This window comes from Stutzerimonas stutzeri, assembly GCF_018138085.1.
In the GTDB taxonomy this organism is placed as follows: Bacteria; Pseudomonadota; Gammaproteobacteria; order Pseudomonadales; family Pseudomonadaceae; genus Stutzerimonas; species Stutzerimonas stutzeri_AI.
The window spans coordinates 351,781-369,213 of the sequence record NZ_CP073105.1 but is presented as its reverse complement, the minus strand read 5'-3'; the positions used below and the strand labels follow the sequence as shown (position 1 = coordinate 369,213).

The 17,433-nt window shown below is 63.4% G+C and carries 17 protein-coding genes; 8 read left to right on the top strand and 9 right to left on the bottom strand.

The features are described from left to right. Nucleotides 1-53 precede the first annotated feature (53 nt). Nucleotides 54-959, bottom strand: coding sequence for a response regulator (locus KCX70_RS01810; protein WP_212619109.1), 906 nt, complete (start codon nt 957-959; stop codon nt 54-56). Nucleotides 960-1,571: 612 nt separating this feature from the next. Between KCX70_RS01810 and KCX70_RS01805 the strand changes: the two genes are divergently transcribed. The 5 genes from KCX70_RS01805 to KCX70_RS01785 are packed head-to-tail and all read left to right on the top strand — an operon-like array spanning nt 1,572 to nt 6,170. Beyond that, a complete protein-coding gene (locus tag KCX70_RS01805; RefSeq protein WP_212620273.1) occupies nt 1,572-2,780 on the top strand; it encodes an ABC transporter substrate-binding protein in 1,209 nt (402 codons plus the stop codon). Nucleotides 2,781-2,794: 14 nt separating this feature from the next. Then, nucleotides 2,795-3,595: an ABC transporter ATP-binding protein gene (locus KCX70_RS01800; RefSeq protein ID WP_212619108.1), complete on the top strand. Its 801-nt coding sequence runs from the start codon at nt 2,795-2,797 to the stop codon at nt 3,593-3,595. Further along, nucleotides 3,588-4,298: an ABC transporter ATP-binding protein gene (locus KCX70_RS01795; protein ID WP_212619107.1), complete on the top strand. Its 711-nt coding sequence runs from the start codon at nt 3,588-3,590 to the stop codon at nt 4,296-4,298. Before KCX70_RS01800 ends, KCX70_RS01795 begins: the two co-directional genes overlap by 8 nt. Next, entirely contained in the window at nt 4,298-5,185 is an 888-nt protein-coding gene (locus tag KCX70_RS01790) for a branched-chain amino acid ABC transporter permease (RefSeq protein ID WP_212619106.1), read from the top strand. The genes KCX70_RS01795 and KCX70_RS01790 overlap by 1 nt, the downstream gene beginning before the upstream one ends. Before the next feature lies 1 nt (nt 5,186). Beyond that, complete coding sequence (locus KCX70_RS01785) at nt 5,187-6,170, top strand: branched-chain amino acid ABC transporter permease (protein WP_212619105.1); 984 nt, start codon at nt 5,187-5,189, stop codon at nt 6,168-6,170. 2 nt (nt 6,171-6,172) lie between these two features. Here KCX70_RS01785 and KCX70_RS01780 read toward each other — a convergent pair whose 3' ends face one another. Then, nucleotides 6,173-6,946: a ParA family protein gene (locus KCX70_RS01780; RefSeq protein ID WP_212619104.1), complete on the bottom strand. Its 774-nt coding sequence runs from the start codon at nt 6,944-6,946 to the stop codon at nt 6,173-6,175. Between the two features lie 139 nt (nt 6,947-7,085). Between KCX70_RS01780 and KCX70_RS01775 the strand changes: the two genes are divergently transcribed. Continuing rightward, a complete protein-coding gene (locus KCX70_RS01775; protein WP_249121690.1) occupies nt 7,086-8,147 on the top strand; it encodes a transporter substrate-binding domain-containing protein in 1,062 nt (353 codons plus the stop codon). Between the two features lie 42 nt (nt 8,148-8,189). Here KCX70_RS01775 and KCX70_RS01770 read toward each other — a convergent pair whose 3' ends face one another. The 3 genes from KCX70_RS01770 to KCX70_RS01760 all read right to left on the bottom strand — a co-directional run bounded on the left by KCX70_RS01770 (nt 8,190) and on the right by KCX70_RS01760 (nt 10,684). After that, nucleotides 8,190-8,984: a thymidylate synthase gene (locus KCX70_RS01770; RefSeq protein WP_212619103.1), complete on the bottom strand. Its 795-nt coding sequence runs from the start codon at nt 8,982-8,984 to the stop codon at nt 8,190-8,192. Nucleotides 8,985-9,090: 106 nt separating this feature from the next. Next, nucleotides 9,091-9,891, bottom strand: a complete 801-nt coding sequence (lgt, locus tag KCX70_RS01765; RefSeq protein WP_212619102.1) for a prolipoprotein diacylglyceryl transferase — start codon at nt 9,889-9,891, stop codon at nt 9,091-9,093. A 10-nt stretch (nt 9,892-9,901) separates the two neighbouring features. Continuing rightward, nucleotides 9,902-10,684, bottom strand: a complete 783-nt coding sequence (locus KCX70_RS01760; RefSeq protein WP_102851674.1) for a sulfite exporter TauE/SafE family protein — start codon at nt 10,682-10,684, stop codon at nt 9,902-9,904. A gap of 166 nt (nt 10,685-10,850) precedes the next feature. Between KCX70_RS01760 and KCX70_RS01755 the strand changes: the two genes are divergently transcribed. Beyond that, a complete protein-coding gene (locus KCX70_RS01755) occupies nt 10,851-11,633 on the top strand; it encodes an NRDE family protein (protein WP_212619101.1) in 783 nt (260 codons plus the stop codon). Here KCX70_RS01755 and ptsP read toward each other — a convergent pair. Both ptsP and KCX70_RS01745 read right to left on the bottom strand, forming a co-directional pair. Next, nucleotides 11,630-13,903 carry a phosphoenolpyruvate--protein phosphotransferase gene (ptsP, locus tag KCX70_RS01750; protein ID WP_021207238.1) on the bottom strand — a complete coding sequence of 758 codons (2,274 nt, stop codon included), beginning with the start codon at nt 13,901-13,903 and terminating at the stop codon, nt 11,630-11,632. The two genes, KCX70_RS01755 and ptsP, sit on opposite strands and share 4 nt — an antisense overlap. A 19-nt stretch (nt 13,904-13,922) precedes the next feature. Further along, complete coding sequence (locus KCX70_RS01745; RefSeq protein WP_031310843.1) at nt 13,923-14,402, bottom strand: RNA pyrophosphohydrolase; 480 nt, start codon at nt 14,400-14,402, stop codon at nt 13,923-13,925. Between the two features lie 179 nt (nt 14,403-14,581). Here KCX70_RS01745 and KCX70_RS01740 point away from each other — a divergent pair, with 179 nt between their 5' ends. After that, a complete protein-coding gene (locus KCX70_RS01740; RefSeq protein ID WP_212619100.1) occupies nt 14,582-15,235 on the top strand; it encodes an HAD family hydrolase in 654 nt (217 codons plus the stop codon). Nucleotides 15,236-15,329: 94 nt separating this feature from the next. Here KCX70_RS01740 and KCX70_RS01735 read toward each other — a convergent pair whose 3' ends face one another. Together KCX70_RS01735 and ilvA are read right to left on the bottom strand one after the other, a co-directional pair. Beyond that, a complete protein-coding gene (locus KCX70_RS01735; protein ID WP_212619099.1) occupies nt 15,330-15,770 on the bottom strand; it encodes a DUF2269 family protein in 441 nt (146 codons plus the stop codon). Nucleotides 15,771-15,790: 20 nt separating this feature from the next. Then, complete coding sequence (gene ilvA, locus KCX70_RS01730; protein ID WP_212619098.1) at nt 15,791-17,305, bottom strand: threonine ammonia-lyase, biosynthetic; 1,515 nt, start codon at nt 17,303-17,305, stop codon at nt 15,791-15,793. Nucleotides 17,306-17,433: the final 128 nt, after the last annotated feature.

The following is a 17,433-nucleotide window of genomic DNA, read 5'->3' as shown; positions in this document are numbered from 1 at the left end:
TTTCGGACGAACGGCCCGTCGTGCCATCCGCCTGAATGGCGTTACCGAGCCGGCTAAGCGCCGGGTACGAAATGCCGCTGCGCGGTGCCGCGGGCGATCAACCGCGACAGATAGTCGAGTTTCTGCGGATCACGGTCGACGAAACGGAAGGTCAACTGCAGCCATTCGCTGTCCGGCTTCGGCTCCAACGCCGCAACCGCATGCAGGTAACCGTTCAGACGGGCCACCTCGCCGCCCTCCCCCTGCTCCAGATCGAGCACCGCGCTTTCCAGTACCTGTGGCAGGCTCTCGCCGCGTTTGATCACCAGCAAACCTTCCTTGAGGCTCAGCGCCTTGATCACGCAGGGAAGCGTCCCGCTCGCCAGGCGCAGCTGGCCCTGGCCGCGGCCACCGCTGGCCGCGGTCGGTTTGGCGGCGCCCGGGTTCACCAGCGGCGCGGCGATTCCGGGTGCCGGCGACGCCGCCGATGGGGGCTTGATCACCTCGGCCTTGCCGCCGGTAAGCGCGGCCAGCGAGTCATTGGCCATCCCGGTGTTGGTCGGCCGAACCGGCGCGCTGGCGGCCAGCGCATCGAGCTTGCCGGCGCGGCCCAGCGCCTTGCGCACCTTGGTGGTCAGCTGTTCGTTGGAGAACGGCTTGCCGATGAAATCGGACACGCCGGACTGGATCGCCTGCACCACGTTTTCTTTGTCGCCACGGCTGGTGACCATGATGAACGGCGTGGTCTTGAGCCTGTCATGTGCGCGACACCAGGTCAGCAACTCGAGCCCGGACATCTCCGGCATTTCCCAGTCGCAGAGAATCAGATCGAAGCTATCGCGATCGAGCATCTGCTGGGCCTTGCGACCGTTCACGGCATCCTCGATGCGGATGCCGGGGAAGTGGCTGCGCAACCCTTTCTTGACCAGATCCCGGATAAAAGGCGCGTCATCCACCACCAGCACACTGACCTTGCTCATCAATCGCTCCTGCTTGAATGGTCGCCAGCATAGCGGCAGCGGCCGATCGAAAAAAGCACAGCCGATCAGCAGGGTATCTGGTCGCTCGACTGGACCCTCGAATGCCGCCGCAACGGCCAAGCTGGCGCGACCTTACGACGGGCCTTTCCCCCCTATCGGCAACGGTATCGAAATCCTTTGGCCAACGCTTGACCTTAACGGCAGCGTCAAGCCCGCAGGTTGCGTCGAGAGGGCCTGCCAACCCGGCCGGTTTGCACCGTCTTGCGCAGTTGCGTCTGGCCGATCCCCTGCTACGTTTAGTGCTGACAACAATAATTAGAAGCGTCGTATGCCAGGCCGAATGACCCAACCCGTGCTGATCGAACTCCCATTGCCTCGGCATGCCGCCAGGCGCCTCCATCTGCTGCGACACCCGTCGCTGCGTCGGCCCCAACCTTTTGCGATCGACACGTCCTTGCCTGCATCGGCTTGCCTGTGCAGCGCTGGTCGGCGCTCGACCGCCGTGATGGTCGGCAGGCCCGCCTGCCGATCGCTACCCCGCACACCGTCCCGTCGTGGCAGCCCCAAGGGCCGTCCTGTAAGCGGTCAACCCCTGCAAGGAGATAGGCGATGATGAAGCTTCTGGCAATTGCAACGGCAACATTGAGCGCGGCCGCCGCGATCCCCGCGACAGCTGCAGAAATATCCGATGGCAAGGTGAAAATCGGCATTCTCAACGACCAATCCGGCGTCTACGCCGACTTCGGCGGCAAGTGGTCCTATGAAGCGGCGAAAATGGCCGCCGAGGATTTCGGTGGAAAGGTGCAAGGCGCGCCGATCGAAATCGTGACGGCCGACCACCAGAACAAACCTGATATCGCCTCCAACATCGCCCGTCAGTGGTATGACCGCGAGCAGGTCGATTCCATCATGGAATTGACCACCTCCTCCGTCGCACTTGCGGTGCAGGGCATTTCCAAGCAAAAGAAGAAGATCAATCTGGTGACCGGCGCCGCCACCGCCGAATTGACCGGCAAGCAATGCTCACCCTACGGTTTCCACTGGGCCTATGACACCCACGCGCTGGCGGTCGGCACCGGTGGTGCGCTGGTGTCACAGGGCGGCGACAGCTGGTACTTCCTCACCGCCGATTATGCCTTCGGTTACTCGCTGGAAGAACAGACCAGCGAATTCGTCAAAGCCAAGGGCGGCGAGATCAAGGGCGCCGTGCGCCATCCGCTGGCGACCAACGACTACTCCTCCTTCCTGCTACAGGCGCAATCATCCGGCGCCGAAGTCATCGGGCTGGCCAACGCTGGGATGGATACTGCCAATGCCATCAAACAAGCCGCGGAGTTCGGCATCGTCGCCAGCGGTCAACGTCTGGCGGCGCTGCTCTTCACCCTATCGGAAGTGCATGGTCTTGGCCTGGAAGCCGCTCAGGGGCTGACCCTTACCGAAAGCTTCTATTGGGACCGCGACGACCAGTCCCGCGAATTCGGCAAACGCTTCTTCGAGCGCACCGGACGGATGCCGAACATGGTCCACGCGGGCACCTATTCGGGCGTGATGCAGTACCTCAAGGCGATCGACAAAGTCGGCACCGATGAAACCGAAGCGGTTGCCAAGGCGATGCATGAGATGCCGGTGGACGATCTCTTCGCACGCGATGCCAAGGTTGGCGCCAACGGCCGCCTGATCAGCGACGTGTACCTGATGGAAGTGAAGAAGCCCGACGAAAGCAAGGAGCCCTGGGACTACTACAAGGTACTCGCCACGGTGCCGGGCGCCGAAGCCTACATCAAGCCAGCCGAGAGCGGCTGCGACCTGGTCAAGCAATAAGCATGATAGCCAGCATGGGTGACACAACCGGGGAAGCTACGGCGTCCCCGGACGCTGCCGGGCAGCCGCGCGTCGTGCTGTCGGCGCGCGGGCTGCGCCGCGATTTCGGTGGGTTTGTAGCGGTGAACAATGTCGATCTGGACGTGCATCACGCCCGGGTCCATGCGCTGATCGGGCCCAACGGGGCGGGCAAGACGACGGTGTTCAACCTCCTGACCAAATTTCTGCAGCCTTCGAGCGGCAGCATCCGCTTGCTTGACCACGACATCACCCGCACCGACCCAGCCAAGGTAGCCCGTATGGGACTGGTGCGGTCATTCCAAATATCCGCAGTATTTCCGCATCTGAGCGTGTTGGAGAACGTGCGGGTGGCGCTGCAGCGGCCCGGCGGGCTGGCCACCCAGTTCTGGCTGCCGCTGCGCTCATTGAACAAGCTGAACGACCAGGCCATGGCCCTGATCGAATCGGTCGGCCTGCAAGCTGATTACAACAGCCTGGCCGCAGACCTTTCTTACGGCCGCAAACGCGTGCTGGAAATTGCCACCACCCTGGCGCTGGAGCCGAAGATGCTGTTACTCGACGAGCCGATGGCAGGCATGGGCCACGAAGACGTACACATCGTCTCCGACCTGATCCGCGAGGTCGCCCGCAGTCGAGCGGTGCTGATGGTCGAGCACAACCTGAAAGTCGTCGCCGACCTCTGTCATCAGGTGACCGTGCTGCAACGCGGAGAAATCCTTACCTCCGGCGACTACCGTAGCGTGAGCCAGGACCCACGCGTGCGCGAAGCTTATATGGGGACGGAAGATGAATGATGCGACCCCGCTGTTGAGTGTTCGCGAGCTGAACGCCTGGTATGGCGAAAGCCATGCCCTGCATGGCATCGACCTGGACGTCCATCAGGGCGAGACCGTGACGCTGCTCGGCCGCAACGGTGTGGGAAAGACCACGGCGCTGCGCTCGATCATGGGCATCATCCGCAAACGGACCGGAACCATCCGGTTCGATGGTCACGACATGATGCGCGTACCGCTGCATCGAGCCGCCCATACGGGGATGGGCTTCGTGCCGGAGGAACGCGGCATCTTCGCCACGCTGACGGTGGACGAGAACCTCAACCTGCCGCCAATCATCGCCAAGGGCGGCATGTCCACGAGCGAGATCTACGAGCTGTTCCCCAACCTCAAGGAGCGCCGCAACAGCGCCGGAACCAAGCTTTCCGGCGGTGAGCAGCAGATGCTGGCGATCGCTCGGATACTGCGTACCGGGACGAAGCTATTGCTGCTGGACGAGCCCACCGAGGGCCTGGCGCCGGTGATCGTCCAGCGCATCGGCGATGTGCTGCAGTCGCTCAAGCAGCGCGGCATGACCATCCTGCTGGTGGAGCAGAACTTTCGCTTCGCCAGCAAGGTCGCGGATCGCTTCTACCTGGTCGATCACGGGCGGATCGTCGATAACTTCCATGTCAGCGAGCTGCCAGATCGCATGACGATACTCAACGAAACTCTGGGGGTCTGATGACGGAGATCTTCGGTGTACCTATCCAGGCGTTTCTCGGGCAGCTACTGATCGGTCTGATCAATGGCTCCTTCTACGCCATGCTCAGCCTCGGTCTGGCGATCATTTTCGGCCTGATCAAGGTGATTAACTTCGCCCATGGCGCGCAGTACATGATGGGCGCCTTCGCCGGTTATCTGCTGCTGGCAGTCCTGGGCATCGGCTACTGGCCGGCGCTGATTCTGGCTCCGCTGATCGTCGGTCTGGTCGGCGCGGCAGTGGAGCGGCTGGCGCTGGCGCGACTGTATAACCTCGATCACCTTTATGGCCTGCTGTTTACCTTCGGCCTGGCGCTCGCGCTGGAAGGCGCCTTTCGCTACTTCTACGGCTCGTCCGGCCAACCCTACGCGGTGCCGAGCCTGCTGTCGGGCGGCTACAACCTGGGTTTCATGTTCCTGCCCAAGTACCGCGCCTGGGTCGTGCTAGCGTCGCTGCTGATCTGCCTGAGCACCTGGTTGCTGATCGAAAAGACCAAACTCGGTTCCTACCTGCGGGCCGCCACCGAGAACCCCACACTGGTGCGCACCTTCGGCATCAATGTGCCGTTGCTGCTGACCTTCACCTACGGGCTGGGCGCCGGTCTCGCGGGGCTTGCCGGGATTCTCGCAGCGCCGATCTACCAAGTCAGCCCGTTGATGGGCTCGAACCTCATCATCGTCGTGTTCGCCGTGGTAGTGGTGGGCGGCATGGGCTCGATCCTGGGAGCGGTCATCACCGGCTACATGCTGGGGATCCTCGAAGGGCTGACCAAGGTGTTCTACCCAGAAGCGTCCAATATCGTGATCTTCGTGGTCATGGCGATCGTGCTGCTCGTGCGCCCTGCGGGCTTGATGGGAAGGGATGGCTGACATGCAGCAAACGACCGTAACCCACGCAGCAAAGCGAAAGGCCTGGAATCCGGAGATGATCCTGATCCTTATCGGTATCGTCGGCCTGATCCTGGCCCCGCTGCATTTCTACCCGGTGTTCCTGATGAAGGTGATGTGCTTCGCGCTCTTCGCCTGCGCCTTCAACCTGCTGTTGGGCTACACCGGTATCCTCTCGTTCGGCCACGCGGCGTTCTTCGGCGGCGCCGCCTACTTCACCGCTCATGCCGTGAAGGAATGGGGGCTGACGCCGGAGCTGGGCGTTCTGGTTGGCGTACTCGGCGCCGCTTTGCTGGGGCTGGTGATCGGCTTCCTGGCGATCCGCAGGCAAGGCATCTATTCGACGATGATCACCCTGGCACTGTCGCAGATGTTCTTCTTCTTTTGCCTGCAGGCGCCCTTTACCCACGGTGAGGACGGTATCCAGGGCATTCCGCGCGGCCACCTGTTCGGCCTGATCGATCTGAAAGAGCCGCTGAACATGTATTTCTTCGTGCTGACCGTGTTCCTGCTCGGCATGCTGGCGATCTGGCGAATCATCAACTCGCCCTTCGGGATGATCCTCAAGTCGATCCGCGAAAACGAAAGCCGGGCGATTTCCCTCGGCTACACGGTGTCCCGTTACAAGCTCGGCGCCTTCGTCATGTCGGCGGCCCTGGCAGGTCTCGCAGGCGGGCTGAAGGCATTGGTGTTCCAGTTCGCCACCCTCACCGACGTCAGCTGGCAGATGTCCGGCGAGGTGGTGCTGATGACGCTACTCGGCGGCATCGGCACGTTGGTGGGGCCGGTGTTCGGTGCCGCGCTGGTGACCACGCTGGGCAACTACTTCGCGACGTCGGAGCTGCCGGTCACCCTGGTGACCGGGATCATCTTCATGGTCTGCGTGCTGATCTTCCGCCGCGGCATCATCGGCGAACTCTACGCCTCACGCCTGGGCCGCAAGATCGAACGCTCGCGCGACGCCTGACCTCAGGCCTGGCGCTCGAGGTACTCGTGCAGCTCGACGAACTGCTGGGTCAGCTTGTGTCGCGCGTCGAAGTGGATCAGCGGCGTGCAGACCTGGTGCGACTCGCGCATCCGCACCGAGCTCATCAGGTGCACCGGCAATACAGGTAACCCCTCGGCCAGCAGCTCGTCGATGATCTGCTGCGGCAGCGCTGCGCGCGGCTGGAACTGGTTGACCACGATACCTTCGACTTCGAGCCCCTCGTTGTGATCTTCCTGCAATTCTTCGATTTCACCGAGCAGGCTGTACAGCGCCTGACGCGAAAAGCTGTCGCAGTCGAACGGAATCAGGCAACGATCGGCTCCGATCAACGCCGAGACGGTAAAGAAATTCAGCGCAGGCGGCGTGTCCAGGTAGATCCGCTCGTACTCTTCGGAAAGGCTTTCCAGCAGCTTTCGCAGCTTGTTGATCTTGTGCTTGGCTTCGAGCTTGGGTTGCAGATCGGCCAGTTCAGCCGTTGCGGTGATCAGGTGCAGGTTTTCGAAGGGCGTTTCGGTGATCGGCGGTCGTGCCTTCTTGCCGGCCGCGCCACCCGCCAACACCTGCTTGAAGTAGTCGGCGATACCCGTGGGCACTGCATCTCCGGTCAGGCCCGACAGGTAATGGCTGGAATTGGCCTGCGCATCCAGATCGATCAGCAGGGTGCGATAGCCTTGCGTTGCGCTGACCGCGGCCAGATTGCAAGCAATGCTCGACTTGCCAACACCGCCCTTCTGATTGAATACAACCCGTCGCATGCGTCGTCCTCTGATCACGTTTCACCCGAGTCTATACAACACGGATGTCATTCAGGCTACTTTGCTCGAAAACGCCTGCGTCCCGAGCCTCGTCACCCGCTTTGCTACCCTTGAGCGACAAGTCCAACGAGGAAGACAGGTGCCTAGACTACTGATCGCGATGCTGTTCGCCGTCCTGAGCCAGCAAGCCAGCGCCCAAGCACAGGGCGATGTCTTACGCGTGGGCGTTACCGAAGTGCCCCCCTTCGTCATTCAGGAGCCGGACGGCAGCTGGAGCGGCATCAGCATCGAGCTATGGGAGGCGATCGCCGAACGGACGGGGTATCGCTACGAGTTGGAAGCGCTGCCCTTCGATCAGTTGCTCCCAGGCTTGCAAAACGATCAGCTAGACGTGGTGGTTGGCGCCTTGACCATGACCGCCGAGCGTGAAGCGCTGGTCGACTTCACCCATCCCTTCTACCGCACGGGACTCGCAATCGGTGTCCCGCAGGCACAGGCGGGCGGAGGCTGGACCGCGCTCCGTGCGCTGTTTTCCTGGCAATTCGCGAGCCTGGTGCTGGGCTTGGGTGCCTTGCTGCTGTTGGTCGGGGCACTGCTCTGGCTATTCGAGCACAGGCGCAACCGCGAGCAATTCGGGGGCAGTTCGGTGGAGGGGCTCGGTCACAGTTTCTGGTGGGCGGCAGTGACCATGACTACCGTCGGATATGGCGACAAGGCGCCCGTCACGCTGGGAGGCCGCCTGATCGCCATCGTCTGGATGTTCGCCGCGTTGATCATGGTGTCGACCTTTACCGCCGCCGTGACCAGCACCTTGACCGTCGGCAGCCTGAAAAGCGGACTGCAGGGTCCGGATGATCTGCGCAGCGCCCACGTCGCGACCGTGGACGGGACCGTCAGCGCCGGCTATCTGCACGATAACCGTGTACGCGCCACCGCCTATCCGGACCTTACCCAGGCGATTCAAGCGGTCATCGATGGAAAGGCAGAGGCGGTGGTGTTCGACGAGCCGATACTTCGATATCGCAACACCGAGCGCCGGGGCGAAGCGTTACGGCTGCTGCCCGGCACCTTCGAGAACCAGTCCTACGCGTTTGCCGTGTCCTCGGGCAGCGCGTATCGGGAGCCGTTGAGCCAAGCGATTCTGGACGTTACCAATGGCGCCTCCTGGCAAGCGTTGCAGGCACGTTATCTGGGCGACTAGTGAGCACTTCGGCGCCGCTACCAACCGGGCGGCACCGGCGGATCACACGGCGACAGGCGCTTTGATGTGCGGGTGCGCTTCGTACCCCACCAGCTCGAAGTCCTCGAAGCGGAAGGCGAACAGGTCCTCCACCGCCGGGTTGAGCTTCATCGTCGGCAACGGCAGCGGTTCGCGGGTCAGTTGGAGATCGGCCTGCTCCAGGTGGTTGGCGTACAGGTGGCAGTCGCCGCCGCTCCAGATGAAGTCACCCGGTTGCAGATTGCAGACCTGCGCGACCATCAGGGTCAGCAGCGCATAGCTGGCGATGTTGAAGGGCACGCCGAGGAAGATGTCCGCAGAGCGCTGGTACAACTGGCAACTGAGCTTGCCCTCGGCGACGTAGAACTGAAACAGCGCATGGCACGGCGGCAACGCCATCTGGTCGACCAGCGCCGGATTCCAGGCCGAGACGATCAGCCGGCGCGAGTCCGGCTTGGTCTTGATCATCTCCACCAGCTTGGCGATCTGGTCCACCGACTCGCCGTTGGGGGCCGGCCAGTTGCGCCATTGGTAGCCGTAGACCGGGCCGAGCTCGCCGTTCTCGTCGGCCCACTCGTCCCAGATCCGCACGCCGTTTTCCTGCAGGTATTTGATATTGGTATCACCCTGAAGGAACCACAGCAGCTCGTGAATGATGGATTTGAGGTGGCACTTCTTGGTGGTCACCAGCGGAAAGCCGTCGGCCAGGTCGAAGCGCATCTGGTAGCCAAAGACGCTGTAGGTGCCGGTACCGGTGCGGTCGCTCTTGAAGGTGCCGTTCTCGCGCACATGGCGCATCAGGTCGAGATACTGTTTCATCGATGGGCTCGAAGCGGGCGCCGAGGCGCGGTGACAAGGAGGCAGGACATAGTAAAAGGCGGCGTCCGGCTTGTCGCGCACTTGGCGACCAGCCGGACGGTTGCGATCAGGCCGGGGCCTTGGCCGGCTCGTGGCGGTAGCCCCAGACGATCATGCCGAGGCCGATCAGCACCATGGGCACGCAGAGCAACTGCCCCATGGTCAACCAGCCAAACGCCAGGTAGCCGAGTTGAGCGTCGGGCACTCGCACGAATTCGACGATGAAGCGGAAAATCCCGTAGCACACGGCGAACAGACCGGACACCGCCATGGTCGGGCGCGGCTTGCTGGAGTAAATCCAGAGGATGACGAACAACGCCACACCTTCCAGGGCGAACTGATAGAGCTGCGAGGGGTGCCGCGCCAATTGCTGCGGATCGGTCGGAAACACCATCGCCCAGGGCACATCGCTCGCCTTGCCCCAGAGTTCAGCATTGATGAAATTGCCGATGCGCCCGGCACCCAGCCCGATGGGCACGAAGGGTGCGATGAAGTCCATCAGCTCGAAGAATTTCTTGCCGTTGCGCCGGGCGAAAATCCAGGTGCACAGCAGCACGCCGATCAGGCCGCCATGGAACGACATGCCACCCTTCCAGACCTGGAAGATCAGTGTCGGATCGTTGAGGTAGGACGGCAGATCGTAGAACAGCACGTAGCCGAGCCGGCCCCCGACAATCACGCCCATGGCGACCCAGAACACCAGGTCGGAGAGTTTGTCCTTGTCCCAGCTGGGGTCGAAGCGGTGCAGCCGGCGGGACGCCAACAGCCAGGCCCCACCGATGCCGATGAGATACATCAGCCCGTACCAATGAATTTGCAGCGGGCCTAGCGAAACGGCCACAGGGTCTATCTGCGGATAAGGCAGCATCCGGTTTTCCTCAGATCAAGAAATTGATACCAACGGCCAGCAGCAGCAATGCGAACAGCCGCCGCAACACCAGCGCCGGCAGCCGATGCGCCAAGTTGGCGCCGACACGCGCGAAAAATACGCTGGTGATGGCGATGCCCAGCACTGCCGGCAGATAAACGAAACCCAGGCTCCACTCAGGCAGGTGCGCATCCTGCCAGCCGACCACGGCGAAACTCAATGCGCCGACGATGGCGATGGGCAACCCACAGGCGGCCGAGGTCGCGACCGCCCGTTGAATGGGTACGCTGCGCCAACTGAGAAAGGGCACCGTGAGTGATCCGCCGCCGATGCCGAAGATCGCCGAAGCCCAGCCGACCACCACGCCCGCCAGCGTCAGGCCCGGTTTGCCGGGTACGCCGCGGCTGGCCTTGGGCTGCAGCGAGAAGGCCATCTGGATCGCCATGGCGATGGCGAACACGCCGATGATCTTCTGCAGCATCGGCCCCTGGATGGCCGCGGCGGTCACGCTGCCCAGCGCCGCGCCGAGCAGGATGCCGATGGTCATCCACAGCACCACCGGCCACAGCACAGCGCCCTTGAGGTGATGTGTCCGGATCGAATTCAACGAGGTGAACATGATCGTCGCCAGCGAGGTGCCGACCGCCATATGGGTCAGCACCAACGGATCGAACCCTTGCAGGGTAAAACTGAAGACCAACACCGGGACGATGATCATCCCGCCGCCGACTCCGAACAATCCCGCCAGCACACCAGCACAGCCGCCCAGCAGCAGGTAAAGCACGAACTCCATCGGGACACCCTGAAAAGCAAAGCCGCATGGTAGCGGAAAAGCGGGCTGAAGGCTGAAGCCGGAGGCTTGGCAGAAAGCGTTTCGAGCCGCTCCGGCATCAATGGACTGGAATGCCGGCCGGCTTTTCGTCTAGCCTCCAGCTTCCAGCGTCTTCTTCGGCTTTCCTATGTGTCTGATCGTCTTCGCCTGGCGCCCCGGGCATGCGTTGCCGCTGATCGTCGCCGCCAACCGTGACGAATTCCACGCACGGCCCAGCCTGCCGTTGGCCGCTTGGGAAGCGGCGCCCACCGTCATTGCCGGGCGCGACCTGCAGGCCGGCGGCACCTGGCTCGGGATCGGCGCTGGCGGCCGTTTCGCCGCGCTGACCAACATTCGTGCACCAGGCGCCCCGCTCGGAACGCGTTCCCGGGGTGAACTGCCGGAGCGCTATTTGCGCGGGGAGTTATCGCCCCAGGCGTACCTGACCGAATTGTCGGGCCACCTCGAGCACTACTCGGGTTTCAACCTGCTGGTCGGAGACGAGCATCACCTGTGGTATCTCAATTCACAGCGGGGCACGCCGGAACAGCTGCCTGCAGGGATCTACGGCGTTTCCAACGCAGCGCTGGACACGCCATGGCCGAAGCTCTTGCGCGCTCGCCAGGCACTACGGGACTGTATCGAGGAGCAGATCGAGGAGTCGCAGGCCGAGTTGCTGTTGCGCTTGTTAAGCGATCCGCAACTGGCCGCTGATGAAGAGCTGCCCTGCACTGGCGTGCCGTATGAATGGGAAAAGCGATTGTCCAGCGTATTCATCGCCGGCACCGACTACGGTACCCGCGCCAGCACCGTCCTGATCCGCCATGCCAATGGTGCGACGCAGATCACCGAACGCCGCTTCGGGCCAACCGGCCCGCTGGGCGACAGCCGGATCGATCTGCCGCCGTGCGGCCAGATGAACGCGCCTTAGAGCGCCGCCGACGGATTGACCATGCGGTCCAGGCCGAGGTTGCGCAGCGTCAGCTGTACGGTGGCGTGAATCACCTGCGGGCTGTCCATGACCATCACCTTGGTCAGCAACTCGCTGGCCATCGCCGCGCTGATCTGGCGCAGCATCCACTTCACTTTCGGCAGGTTGGTGGCGTTCATCGACAGGCTGTCGAAGCCCATGGCCAGCAGCAGGATCGCCGCCCCCGGGTCGCCGGCCATTTCGCCGCAGATGCTCACCGGTTTGCCCTCGTCATGTGCCTCGCGAACGATGCGTTGCAGGGCCTCGAGTACCGCCGGATGCAGGTAGTCGTAGAGATCGGCGACCCGCGGGTTGTTGCGATCGACCGCCAGCAAATACTGGGTCAGGTCGTTGGAGCCGACCGAGATGAAGTCGACCTGGCGTGCCAGCTCGCGGGTCAGGTAGACCGCTGCCGGGACTTCGATCATCACCCCCACCGGCGGCATTTCGACGTCGGTGCCCTCGTCGCGCACCTCGCCCCAGGCGCGGTGAATCAGGTGCAGCGCCTCTTCCAGCTCACGGGTGCCGGAAATCATCGGCAGCAGGATGCGCAGGTTGTTCAGTCCTGCGCTGGCCTTGAGCATGGCGCGGGTTTGCAGCAGGAAGATCTCCGGGTGGTCTAGGGTCACGCGGATACCGCGCCAGCCGAGGAAGGGATTCTCTTCCTTGATCGGGAAATACGGCAGGCTCTTGTCGCCACCGATATCCAGGCTGCGCATGGTCACCGGCAGCGGATGGAAGGCCTGCAGCTGTTCGCGATAGATCGCCATCTGCTCCTTCTCGCTGGGGAAGCGCTCCTTGATCATGAAGGGCACTTCGGTGCGGTACAGGCCCACCCCTTCGGCGCCACGCTCCTGGGCGCGCACCACATCGGCGAGCAGCCCGGTATTGACCCACAGCGGTATGCGCACGCCGTCGGTGGTTTCGCAGGGCAACTCACGGAGGATGTCCAGGCCTGCGGAGAGCTGACGCTCCTGCTCGGCCAGGACCAGGTATTGCTCGCGCAGCACCTTGGCCGGATTGGTGATGATCTCTCCGCGGGTGCCGTCGATGATCAGCTCGATGCCGTCGACTTTCGAATACGGCAGGTCCACCGCCCCCATTACCGTGGGAATGCCCATGGCGCGGGCGAGGATCGCCACGTGCGAGTTACTCGAGCCGAGTACCGAAACCATGCCCGCCAGTTTGCCTTCCGGCACTTCGCCGAGCATCGACGGCGACAGCTCCTCGCTGACCAGGATGGTGTTGTCCGGATAAGTCAGGGTCTGCTGGCGGGCTTGTTGCAGATAGCCGAGCAGGCGCCGGCCGATGTCCTTGACGTCCGAGGCGCGCTCGCGCAGGTAGGCGTCGTCCATCATCTCGAAGCGCCCGACGTGGTCGCTGACGACCTGGCGCAACGCGCCCTGCGCCCACTGGCCGGTGCGGATAACCTTGGTGACCTCGCCACCGAGGGCGGAGTCGTCGAGCATCATCAGGTAGACGTCGAACAGCGCGCGCTCTTCCTTGCGCATCTGCGTGGCCAGCTTCTCCGACAATGCACGCATGTCGGCGCGGACAGCCTCGAGCGCGGACTCGAAAAGCTCGAGTTCGGCGGGAATGTCGTTGATCGTCTTGTCCGGCACGACATCAAGGTCCGCCGGCGGCAGCACCACCACCGCCGTACCCACCGCCGCACCGGGCGCACCGGGAATGCCGATGAAACGGGTTTCCTGAATGCCCTTGCCCTGCCGGCCCAACCCGCGGATCGAACCCGTAGCCTCGGCGTGGGCGATGACCCCGGCGAGCTGCGCGCTCATGGTCACGAGGAAGGCTTCTTCGCCCTCGTCGAACAGGCGCTGTTCCCTCTGCTGGATGACCAGAACGCCCATCACCCGCCGATGGTGGATGATCGGCGCGCCGAGGAAGGACGCGAAACGCTCTTCGCCGGTTTCAGCGAAGTAGCGATAGCGCGGGTGTTCGGAAGCGTGCTCGAGATTGAGTGGTTCTTCGCGTGTACCGACCAGGCCGACCAGGCCCTCGTTGGGCGCCATGCTGACTTTGCCGATGGCCTTCTTGTTCAGACCTTCGGTGGCCATCAGGACGAAGCGACCAGACTCCGGATCGAGCAGGTAGACCGAGCAGACATGGCTGGCCATGGCCTCCCGAACTCTCAGCACAATGATGCCCAAGGCCGCCTTGAGGTCCTTGGCAGCGTTGACTTCCTGGACAATCTTGCGCAGCGTGCCGAGCATGCTCAGGGGCTTTCTCCCGTCAGTCCCGCGCCAACAGGCGCGGGGCGAGTTCTTTTAAGGCGCGACGATAAACCTCGCGCTTGAAGGTGACGACCTGCCCCAGCGGGTACCAGTAGCTGACCCAGCGCCAGCCGTCGAACTCGGGCTTGCCGGTCAGATCCATGCGCACCCGGTCCTCGGCGCCGGTCAGGCGCAGCAGGAACCACTTCTGCTTCTGCCCGATGCACAGCGGCTGACTATGAGTTCGCACCAGGCGCTGCGGCAGACGATAGCGCAACCAGCCGCGAGTGCAGGCGAGGATTTTCACATCCTGCTGCTCAAGGCCCACTTCTTCATTGAGCTCGCGGTAAAGCGCCTCTTCGGGCGTTTCACGTGGATTGATTCCGCCTTGCGGAAACTGCCAGGCATCCTGGTTGATCCGCCGGGCCCAGAGCACCTGGCCGGCGTCATTGGTCAGGATGATGCCGACATTGGGGCGAAAACCATCGGAGTCGATCACGGCATACAACCTCGCAAACGCATGTCGCGGCATTGTTCCACAAAAAGACGAAAAGCAGAAAGCACGCTGAACGGCCATTGATCAACCCGGCCCAACCCGTTGCCATACGGCGCGAGGGTGCCAGGCAGCGGGCAATCCCGCTATGCTTCGCCCTCCTTTCATCGCCCGAGGAACGCAGCGTGCGCCTGGCTCTATTCGATCTCGATAACACCCTATTGGCCGGCGACAGCGACCATGCCTGGGGCGAATTCCTTTGCCAGCGCGGGCTGGTCGATGCCGACGCCTATCGCGCCCGCAACGATGCCTTCTATCAGGATTACCTGGCGGGCGAACTGGACGTGTTGCAGTACCAGAACTTCTGCCAGGAGCTGCTTGGCCGCAGCGACATGAGCCAGCTACAGCAATGGCACGCCGAGTTCATGCGCGACCATATCGAGCCTATCGTTCTGGCGAAGGGCGAGGCGTTGGTGCGCCAGCACCATGAAGCGGGCGACCGGGTGGTGATCATCACCGCCACCAATCGCTTCATCACCGGACCGATCGCCAAGCGGCTGGGCGTCGATACCCTGCTGGCCACCGAATGCGAGATGCAGGACGGCCGCTACACCGGGCGGCTGACCGATGTGCCCTGTTTTCAGGAAGGCAAGGTCACGCGGATCGAGCGCTGGCTGCAGGAAAACGACCAGAGCCTGGACGACGCCTACTTCTACAGCGACTCACGCAACGATCTGCCGCTGCTCGAGCGTGTCAGCCATCCGGTGGCAGTCGATCCGGACCCGACCCTGCGCGCCATCGCCGAACAGCGCGGCTGGGCGATCCTATCGCTGCGCTGAGGCGGCAGGCGGCAGGCGGCAGGCGGCAGGAAGCTTGAAGCAGCGGGGCTTTGCCTGCCGATAAAGCCGCTGACACCGATAAACAGCGTGCGAATCAGACCGGCTTGGCGCCCATCAGCCCCATGATCGCCACCAAGATCAGTAGGATCAGCCCGGCATAAACCAGCGCCAGACGTGGGAGGGCAACCGGCGCCGGGGCGTCACCCAGCGCCTGCCAGGCGCGTAGCCGGCCGCCGAGCAGCAGCGTGAGCGGCACCAGCACCAGAAACAGGATCGAGCTGGCCAGCAGCCACAGCTGGCCGAGCGGCAAGCCGGCCAGATGCGCCAGCCAGCCGCCGGTGGCCGGCAACAGCAATCCCAGCACGGCGAGCAGCGGCAGCGACATCAGCCGGGTACGCCGCAGCTTCCGCTGCACCACCGCCGGGTCGGCCTTGCGCCAGGCCTTCCACAGCATGGCGATGTGCGCGATCAGCCCCAGGGTCAGCAGAATCGCCAGGGCGGCGTGGGTGATGTTCAGCAGCTGATAGTGTTCCATCGATCCTCGCGGTACGGCATTCAGCCGAGAAACAGTTGGTAGGCGGGATTGTCCGTTTCGTCCCAGTAGCGATAGCCGATCTTGTCCAGCGCCGCCGGCAGCAGGTGGCGCTCCTCGGCTGGCACTTGTAGGCCGGCAACCACTCGCCCGTCCGCGGCGCCGTGGTTGCGGTAATGGAACATCGAGATGTTCCAGCGCCCGCCCAGGTTGTTGAGAAAGTTGAACAGCGCCCCGGGCCGCTCGGGAAACTCGAAGCGATAGACCACCTCATCGCTGACGCCGGACGCATGCCCGCCGACCATGTGCCGGGTGTGCAGCTTGGCCAGCTCGTTGTCGGTGAGGTCGAGCACCGGGAAGCCCTTGGCCCGCAGCCCTTCGACCAGTGCCGCGCGCGGATCGTTTTCTGGATGGGTCTGTACGCCGACGAAGATGTGCGCCTCGCGGTCCTGGTGGTAGCGGTAGTTGAACTCGGTGATCTGGCGCTTGCCGATGGCCTCGCAGAAGGCCTTGAAGCTGCCCGGCTCTTCCGGGATGGTCACGGCGATGATCGCCTCACGCTTCTCGCCCAGCTCGGCGCGTTCGGCCACATGGCGCAGCCGATCGAAATTGACGTTGGCACCCGAGTCGATGCCGACCAGCACCTGATTCTGGACGCCGTCGCGCTCGACGTAGCGCTTGATCCCGGCCACAGCCAGGGCGCCGGCCGGCTCGGTGATCGAGCGGGTGTCGTCGTAGATGTCCTTGATCGCCGCACAGATCTCGTCAGTGCTGACGGTGATCACCTCATCGACATGGTGCCGGCAGATGTCGAACGTGTGCTGGCCGATCTGCGCCACCGCCACGCCGTCGGCGAACAGCCCGACCTGCGGCAACACCACACGCTCACCCACCGCCATGGCCTGTTGCAGGCAGTTGGAATCGTCCGGCTCGACGCCGATGACCTTGACCTCCGGTCGCAGGTACTTGATGTACGCGGCCACGCCCGCGATCAACCCGCCGCCGCCCACCGGCACGAACACCGCATCGAGCCGACCCTGGTGCTGGCGCAGGATCTCCATGGCCACCGTGCCCTGTCCGGCGATCACGTGCGCATCGTCATAAGGATGGATATAGACGTAGCCCTTTTCCTCGACCAGCTTCAGCGAATAGGCCAGCGCCTCAGGGAAGGCGTCGCCCTGCAGCACCACCTTGCCGCCGCGGGCGCGGACGCCCTGAACCTTCAGCTCTGGCGTGGTACGCGGCATCACGATGGTCGCCTTGATACCCAGTTCCCGCGCCGCCAGCGCCAGGCCCTGAGCATGGTTGCCCGCCGAGGCGGTGACCACGCCACGCGCCAGCTCCTCGGGAGACAGCTGCGCCAGCTTGTTGTAGGCGCCGCGGATCTTGAAGGAAAACACCGGCTGCAGATCCTCGCGCTTGAGCAGAATCTGGTTGCCCAGCCGCTCGGAAAGCTGGCGGGCGGGCTGCAAGGGGGTTTCGACGGCGACGTCATAGACGCGCGAGGTGAGGATCTTCTTGACGTAGTTTTCGAGCATCGTGGGCTATCTTGGCGGGCGTTGCGGGGCCCACGAGTCTACCCCGCGAACCAGCCGCCGACCACCGACAATCAGAACGGCAAACGGCGTTTCCGCATCGCGTACAGACCCACCGGTGCGGCCCCGCT